At 59.4% G+C, this 7,327-nt stretch carries 7 protein-coding genes and 1 tRNA gene; 2 read left to right on the top strand and 6 right to left on the bottom strand.

The window, feature by feature from the left end; translation table 11 throughout:
- Positions 1-158 precede the first annotated feature (158 nt).
- The 3 genes from Q0931_RS05795 to Q0931_RS05785 form a co-directional block, all read right to left on the bottom strand.
- Positions 159-830 (bottom strand): metal-dependent hydrolase, encoded by a 672-nt coding sequence (locus Q0931_RS05795; protein ID WP_299258174.1) that lies wholly within the window; start codon positions 828-830, stop codon positions 159-161.
- A gap of 81 nt (positions 831-911) precedes the next feature.
- Positions 912-1,451: a gamma carbonic anhydrase family protein gene (locus Q0931_RS05790; protein WP_299258172.1), complete on the bottom strand. Its 540-nt coding sequence runs from the start codon at positions 1,449-1,451 to the stop codon at positions 912-914.
- 96 nt (positions 1,452-1,547) lie between these two features.
- The gene (locus Q0931_RS05785; protein WP_299258170.1) at positions 1,548-2,894 is read right to left on the bottom strand and encodes a sodium-dependent transporter; all 1,347 of its coding nucleotides are present in this window, start codon (positions 2,892-2,894) and stop codon (positions 1,548-1,550) included.
- Positions 2,895-3,024: 130 nt separating this feature from the next.
- Here Q0931_RS05785 and prlC point away from each other — a divergent pair, with 130 nt between their 5' ends.
- Together prlC and Q0931_RS05775 are read left to right on the top strand one after the other, a co-directional pair.
- The gene (gene prlC, locus Q0931_RS05780) at positions 3,025-5,067 is read left to right on the top strand and encodes an oligopeptidase A (RefSeq protein ID WP_299258168.1); all 2,043 of its coding nucleotides are present in this window, start codon (positions 3,025-3,027) and stop codon (positions 5,065-5,067) included.
- Between the two features lie 48 nt (positions 5,068-5,115).
- Positions 5,116-5,367, top strand: coding sequence for a YheV family putative zinc ribbon protein (locus Q0931_RS05775; protein ID WP_108840923.1), 252 nt, complete (start codon positions 5,116-5,118; stop codon positions 5,365-5,367).
- Positions 5,368-5,464: 97 nt separating this feature from the next.
- Here Q0931_RS05775 and sodC read toward each other — a convergent pair whose 3' ends face one another.
- From sodC to Q0931_RS05760, 3 genes are all read right to left on the bottom strand, one after another.
- Positions 5,465-5,992 carry a superoxide dismutase [Cu-Zn] SodC gene (gene sodC, locus Q0931_RS05770; protein ID WP_366941577.1) on the bottom strand — a complete coding sequence of 176 codons (528 nt, stop codon included), beginning with the start codon at positions 5,990-5,992 and terminating at the stop codon, positions 5,465-5,467.
- Between the two features lie 75 nt (positions 5,993-6,067).
- A complete protein-coding gene (gene metF, locus Q0931_RS05765) occupies positions 6,068-6,925 on the bottom strand; it encodes a methylenetetrahydrofolate reductase [NAD(P)H] (RefSeq protein WP_299258163.1) in 858 nt (285 codons plus the stop codon).
- A gap of 244 nt (positions 6,926-7,169) precedes the next feature.
- Positions 7,170-7,265: transfer RNA gene (locus Q0931_RS05760), tRNA-Sec, on the bottom strand.
- Positions 7,266-7,327: the final 62 nt, after the last annotated feature.

The raw sequence follows: 7,327 nt of genomic DNA, 5'->3' as shown, positions 1-7,327 counted from the left end.
AAACAATCACCTGCCAGACTTCCCCGCCGCCTCGTCGCCGTGTGCTCCGTGGCAGCGGATGCGTACTTTATAGATCAGACCCCGAGGGCGCAACCCTTTTCGGCAAAAAGTTTTCACATTTGTGTCACGGGCTTGTGGATTTGTTCGTGCCACCGCCTTTAATGCCACAGTGCCCACACTCGCTGACCAATACTCTGCAGTGCCCCATAAGGCGGCAACCAGGGTGTCATCGACACTATCACGACGCCCATCAGCAGCGCCGTCTGCGGCGTACCGTAATCGTAGAGCTTGAAGGCTGTGCCAAAGGAGCGCTTCAGACGACGCCCTTCGATATCGATACTGTAGATCTCATCCAGCAGGAGATGTATAAGCACGCCAATCAGCATGGCGCCAGCAAGGATCCATGACTGCATGGCGGTCTGTATAAAGAGCTGATAACTCACGACAGCAACGGCCAGTGATGAAAGCACCGCTGCCAGCAGGGAATGCCAGATGCCACGATGAACAGAGAAACGCTTGAAGAGCGTACTGAGCGGGTAGCGCACAAAGAGATAGGCGCCGACCCCCGCACCACTCAGCTCCGCCAGGGATAAAAAGGGCTGAAGCGCCGACACACAACCGATCACGGCCAGCATGGCCATCAGGGTAAAGAGCAGTCGCACCGCGCGGGACTGGTCGGCATCGATATCCGGAACGATCCCACCCAGTGCGACGAGCCCTGCGACCGAAAAACTGTCAACGAAGGGCCAGAGGCCCGCCTGCCAGCCCAGTCCGCCTGCCAGGGCACCACCGACAGCCGCCACCGTAAAATGCGTTGTAAAATTGGCCATAATTCAACTACTGGATATAAATCCATATTATGGCGCAATTTTCCCAGCAACAACAATGATCTAGGGCTCCCTGATACAGCTTTACTCATCTCCCGTGGCAAGAAACTCGTCCTTGAGCGCCACATAGTTGGCCGCTGAATAACCAAAGAAGCGGTATTCGGACTCCTTGAGCGGGCGCAGCTGGCGTACCGGATTGCCGCCGTAGACATAGCCGCTTTCCAGATGCTTGCCCGGTGGCACCACAGCGCCTGCCGCCACCAGCACTTCGCTTTCCACCACGGCGCCATCCAGGACCGTGGCTCCCATGCCGATCAGCACCTTCGAGGCAATGGTGCAGCCGTGCAGGATGGCGCGGTGACCGACGGTGACGTCATCCCCAATCGTCAGCGGATAGCCGCCGGGGCTGTAATCGCTGGCATGGGTGATATGCAGCACCGAACCATCCTGGATGCTGGTTCTGGCACCGATACGAATACGGTGCATGTCACCGCGAATGACCGCCGTTGGCCAGACAGACGTATCATCCCCGAGCGTCACGTCTCCCAGCACCACGGCGGTGTCATCAATGAAGACACGCTCCCCCAGCGATGGCGATATCCCTCGAAAGCTTCGAATCCCCATGTACTCTCTCCCTGCCCGATGTGTTTTGTCAGTCTGCAACAACCCGAAAGATGCCGCCAGCACCCTATACCCGGGCCCGGCTACACCGAGCCCTGACTATTTCATCAGGAAAAAGCCCAGCAGCACCAGAAGCAGCAGCGGAATGGACACCCAGCGCACCACCGACCGCCACACCCGATAAAAGCGCTCACCGGCGCCGATCGCCTCCATGGCGCGAGATGGCGCCACGACCCAGACCGAAAAGACAGCGATCAACAATCCGCCGATGGGCAGCATGATGTCGATCGGCAGGGTGGTGGCCAGATCAAAGAGCGTCATGTCGTTGAACAGGCGAACCTCAGACCAGATCGAAAAGGAGAGCGCCGAGGGCAGCCCCATCACCCAGACGCCGACACCGATGATCAATGCCGCCAATGGACGGGCCATGCCGGCACTGCCCAGCATGGCCACCATGGGTTCGGCAAGGTTGATGGAAGAGGTCCAGGTCGCCAGCAGCAGCAGAACAAAAAAGCAGCCCAGCCAGAGCGCGCCCCCGGGGAGGTCGGCAAAGGCGATGGGCAGCGTCACGAACATGAGCCCCGGACCGGAAGCCGGGTCCATGCCCTGCGAGAAAACGATCGAGAAGATGGCAATGCCGGCCAGCAGCGCCACCGCCACATCGAGCACGGCCACGGTCACTACGGCTCGTGGCAGACTCTGGTCATCGGGCATATAGGCCCCATAGGCCATCAGGGCGCCCGCACCCACCGCCAGGGTAAAGAAGGCGTGCCCCATGGCATTGAAGACGGCCATCAGGGTCACCGCCGAGAGATCAGGCTTGAAAAGCCAGGACAGCGCGGCCGTGAACCCGCTGGTCGTAAAGGCATACCCCACCAGCAGAATCAGCAGCACATAAAGCAGGGGCATCAACAGGTTATTGAGCCGCTCGAGACCACCGCCGACGCCCAGGGCCACCACTGACATGGTCAGAAACAGGAAAATGCTGTGATTGAGCAGCACCAGGCCGGGACTGGCCAGAAAGGTATCAAAGGCACTGCCGATCTCCTCGGGAGAGCGTGACGCGAAATGGCCACTCAGCGCCTCTACCAGATACTCGATCGACCAGCCGGAGACCACGGAATAAAACGAGAGGATAAAAAACAGGGTGATACCACCGAAAAGCCCCAGCCATCCCCAGTGACGACTCCTGCCAGCATCGCGTGCCAGAAAGGTGAGCGCCTGCATGGGAGTACGTCGCCCGGCGCGACCGATCATGATTTCGGCCACCATGACCGGCAATCCCAACAGGGCAAGAAACACCACGTAGAGCAATAAAAAGGCCGCGCCGCCATTTTCGCCGGTCATCCAGGGAAAGCGCCATATATTGCCCAGACCCACTGCCGCCCCGGTCACTGCTATAATGAACGCACGGCGTGACCCCCAGCGCTCTACCACTTCGGACATGTCCTGCATCCCTTCTACTGCGCCATGAGGCGCACTTAATCGACCCATGATGCCGCGCGCCCGCATTGAAACCGGCGCCCGCCACCCTCATTGTCAGCAGTATATCTTTCGCCAACCGCGAGGTCGCTTCATGTCTACCAATCCCCTGCTCGAACCCCATGCGCTCCCCCCTTTCGAGGCCATTACACCCGACATCATCGAGCCGGCCGTGGACGAGCTGCTCGCACGTAACCGGGCAGCCATCGAAACGCTGGTCGAGGGGGGCGACTATACCTGGCAGGGTCTGGCAGTACCGCTTGAAGCCATCAACGACCAGCTCTCTCAGGCCTGGTCACCGGTATCTCACCTCAATGCCACCATGAATTCGCAGGCGCTGCGCGAAGCGTATCAGGCGTGCCTGCCGAAGCTGTCGGCCTACGGCACTTGGCTGGGTCAGCATGAAGGCCTGTTCAGGGCCTTCCAGACACTGGCAGAGAGCGAAGAATATGCACAGCTGGATCAGGGCCAGCGCAAATCGATCGACAACACCCTGCGCGACTTCCGCCTGGCCGGTGTCGATCTGCCGCCTGAAAAAAAGGCAAGATTTGGCGAGATTCAGGCCCGACTTTCCACGCTGTCCAACACCTTCTCCAACAACGTGCTGGACGCCACCCAGGCCTGGCATCTGGACGTCCCGCGCGAGCGTCTGGGCGGTCTGCCGCAGAGTGCGCTGGAGACGCTGGCCGCCAACGCCGAGGCCAAGGGCGTCGAGGGCTATCGCGTCACGCTCGACTTCCCGAGCTTCTTTCCGATCATGAGCCATGCCGATGACCGCGCCCTGCGCGAAGAGGTCTATACCGCCTTTGTCACCCGGGCCTCCGATCAGGGCCCCAATGCCGGCGAGTTCGACAACTCGGGCGTCATGGCAGAAATCGTGACGCTCCGACAGGAGATTGCGGCACTGGCCGGTTTTGACACCTATGCCGACTACTCGATGGCCACCAAGATGGCGGACAGCCCGGACCAGGTGCTCGAGTTCCTCCAGGATCTGGCCCGCCGTGCCGTCCCCCAGGCCACCGAAGAGTTTCAGAACCTCAGCGATTTCGCCCACGATGAGCTGGGCATCGAACAGCTCGCCCCCTGGGATACCGGCTATGCCAGCGAGAAGCTGCGTGAGGCGCGCTACGCCATTTCACAGGAAGAGCTGCGCCCTTATTTCCCTGCGCCCGGCGCTGTGGAAGGGCTTTTCCGGGTCATCGGCAAACTCTTTAACGTCAGCTTTCGTGAAAACACCCAGGCACCGCGCTGGCACAGCGATGTGCGCTTTTTCGACATTCTGGAAAATGACACCGTCATCGCCGGGTTCTATCTCGATCTCTATGCCCGGGAAGGCAAGCGCGGCGGTGCCTGGATGGATGAGTGCCGGGTCAGACGTGAGCGCGAAGACGGCAGTCTTCAGCTACCGGTGGCCTATCTGACCTGTAACTTCACCCGTCCGGTAGGGGATCGCCCGGCGCTGTTGACTCACGATGAAGTCCTGACCCTGTTTCATGAGTTCGGCCACGGCCTGCATCACATGCTGACCCGTCAGCGGGTGGCGGATATTTCCGGCATCAACGGTGTGGCATGGGACGCGGTCGAGCTGCCCAGCCAGTTCATGGAAAACTACTGCTGGGTGCGCGAAGGCCTCGATCTGATCGCCGCCCATGTGGATACCGGTGAACCCCTGCCGGATGATCTGCTCAAGCGCTTGCAGGCCGCTCGCAACTTCCAGTCCGCCATGACCATGGTGCGCCAGCTCGAATTCTCGCTGTTTGATCTGCGCCTGCATCGAGAGTATCAGGCGCCAGATGCCGGAGACATCCAGTCGCTGCTGGACAGCGTTCGTCATCAGGTCTCGGTGGTGCCCAGAGTCGAGTTCAACCGCTTCCAGCACGGGTTCAGCCATATCTTTGCCGGCGGCTACGCGGCTGGCTACTACAGCTACAAGTGGGCCGAGGTGCTCTCCGCGGATGCCTGGTCGGCCTTTGAGGACGCCGGCGTCTTTGACCAGACCACCGGCATGCGTTTTCGCACCAGCATTCTGGAACAGGGAGGCGCCCGCGATGCTGCCGTTCTGTTTGAGGAGTTTCGTGGACGCGAGCCCAGCATCGAGCCGCTGCTGCGCCATAGCGGTATTCACCAAACCGCCTGACCCCCTGTATCACGACCGGCAGATGATGCCTGCCGGTCAGGAGCCCTGATGAATCAGTCAACCCCCAAACGCTTTATCGCCGGGGCCATCTGCCCGCGCTGTAGCGCCATGGATCGTATCCGCAGCTGGGAGAGCAACGGCACGCGCTATCGAGAGTGTGTCAGTTGTGACTTTTTCGAGCAGCTGCCCATGACCGAAGAAACGCTTGATCCGCTGGAGACACGCGTTTCCAGGGGTGAGCCGAAAAAAGAAAGCGACGACTTTCAGCCGGTCAAAATCATCGATCCAGGCAAACGCTAACCCCACTGGCGCAACGAGTGCACTCACCATCAATGCATTAAAAAGGCCCTGCCGATTCGCCGACAGGGCCTTTTTTTCAGTGAGCAACCGCTCTGGATCAGTTGGCGCCTTCAATCACGCCACAGGCCCAGCGCGCACCGCCACCGCCCAGTTTCGGGGTGTCGCTATAGTTGTCGCCGCCTTCATGAATCATGACGGCGTGCCCGGCAAGGTCGCTCTCTTTCAGGCGAGGCGCCAGCACCGGCGTTTTGATGTTGCCATCGTTGTCTGCGACCAGCAGCGGCATATCGCCCAGATGGCTGTCCTCGGCATAGGGGCCGGCATGCGTCTGTGTGTCTTCCGGATCAAAATGGCCACCGGCAGCACCGGCCGGTGTTACCTTGCCATCGGTGGTCGAAGGATCACAGCTGGGATTGGCGTGCAGATGAAAGCCATGCATGCCTGAGCCCGAGAGACCGGAAATATCCGGAGTGGCCATTAGCCCGTAATCGGTATCCTCGAAGGTCACGGTGCCTACGGAATCGCCTGCGCCCTTGTCGGTTGCCTTGTGCAGCTCTACCGTCGTGTCGGCCATGGCAAGCGGTGTCAGCGCCAGCAGTGCAGATGCCAGAAACATTTTTTTCATCGGAAGTCCTCTCGAGTCAGCCCATTAACGATTGGCGTACCCACAAGACTAGTTCGCCTGGCAGCAGGCGACCAATCAATGACGGATAGTCTCAAGCGAGAGATCAGCCACGATATTCGTGCAGGCTTCTGTCTGGTTCAGCGTGTAAAAGTGTAGTCCGTGCGCGCCCTGATCCAGCAGCTGCTGACAAAGGCGCGTCACCACTTCATGCCCGAAGGCCTGAATGCTCTCACTGTCATCGCCATAGGCTTCAAGCTGACGACGCACCCAGCGTGGAATTTCTGCACCACACATTTCGGAAAAACGGGCCAGTTTGGTGTAATTGGTGATCGGCATGATGCCCGGCACGATCGGCACATCCAAACCGCGGGCCCGAACCCTGTCCACAAAGTGATGATAGGCGTCCGGATTGAAGAAATACTGCGTGATGGCCATGTCAGCCCCGGCACGGACCTTGTCGACAAAATGATCGATATCACGCTCGAAGTTTTGCGCCTGCGGATGACACTCCGGGTATGCCGCTACGGTGAGATCAAAGTGATCACCGGTTTCTTCGCGAATGAAGTCGACAAGATTGCGGGCATAGCGCAGCTCCCCGACCCCCATCATGCCTGACGGCATATCGCCGCGCAGCGCCACGATGCGCTTGATCCCATGCTCGCGATACTGCGTCAAAAGCCTGCGAAGATCAGCCCTGCTACTGGCTACGCAGGAAAGGTGAGGCGCCGTGCAGATCCCGGTATCGCGCGAGATGTTTTTGACGGCATCAAAAGTGAAATCTCGCGTCGTACCACCGGCACCGAAAGTCACTGAAAAAAAACGCGGATCGAGTTCAGCCAGTTTTGTATAAACCTCCGGCAACCGGTCGCGGCCAGCTTCGGTACGCGGCGGAAAAAACTCGAAGCTGAGTTCGGGGGCACGGGAGTCACTCATGGGTCTGAAGGTCCTTTTGACGAGTCATGCTGCCGACCGGGCAAGGACATTTGTGCGCCCTTGATCTGCCCATGTAGGGCAGCGGTCAACCATCGATTGATGCCGTGTATTGTGACGTCGCCGGGGGATCAGGCCAAATGAAAGATTCGGGGGTACTGATCAAGCAGGATTCATGATCAGGCACGCAAAAGGTGTTTGAAACAACAAAAGGAAAGGAATGCTGCTGTATTGGCCGGTGACGGAATGGCGGAAAAGCGTGGGAGTCGAACCCACCAGGGACTGCTGGCAGCCCCTCTCGGGTTTGAAGCCCGAGCGCCCCACCGGGGGACGAAGCCTTTCCGTAATCGGACGATGTCAGCAGGCATACCATCAACAGGTATTACAGCAAGTCTGCATGATAGC

The sequence above is a fragment of the uncultured Kushneria sp. genome (assembly GCF_947497025.1).
GTDB lineage: Bacteria > Pseudomonadota > Gammaproteobacteria > Pseudomonadales > Halomonadaceae > Kushneria.
The sequence above is the reverse complement of the archived record's forward strand: the minus strand, read 5'-3'. Positions and strand labels throughout refer to the sequence as shown.